1 pseudogene is annotated in these 429 nt (G+C 43.4%); it reads right to left on the minus strand.

Going from position 1 to position 429, the window contains the following annotated elements:
* Positions 1-429: pseudogene (locus CYP43_RS02100) on the minus strand (flagellar biosynthesis protein FlhF); the annotation flags it as partial.

Raw genomic sequence — 429 nt, forward strand, 5'->3', positions numbered from 1 at the left:
TGCCAACTCCAGTTGGACCAACTAGCATCATTATGCGCTGTTTTTTATCGCCGAGCTCTTTTCTGCATGGTAGCATATTTCTCAAAAGCGAGTAGAAGTACCTTTTTACCGCAGTTGGGTTGCTTTTCATAGAGACTGGCAAATTTTCAAGCGTCGTTTGCATGATCGCCTCTAGATGCTCCTCTTTCATTCCGCTTTGTTTTGCGAGCTTGTAGATAGTAGCAAACTCTGGCGGGATCGAGAGATTGTTGCGATTTGGGGCTTTTTCGTCCCAGATCATGTCAGTTATCAGCCCTATTTTCTCGCTTAGCACGCTTACTTGCTTTGCTACGTCGTCTATTTTTTTATTCATGCCATTTGTATTTGGCTCTTTTATCTCGTTCATATCGACATTTGCTATCGCGCTTATCTCTTTTGCGACGACAGACA

The sequence above is a fragment of the Campylobacter concisus genome (genome assembly GCF_002913045.1).
GTDB classification, from domain to species: domain Bacteria; phylum Campylobacterota; class Campylobacteria; order Campylobacterales; family Campylobacteraceae; genus Campylobacter_A; species Campylobacter_A concisus_AP.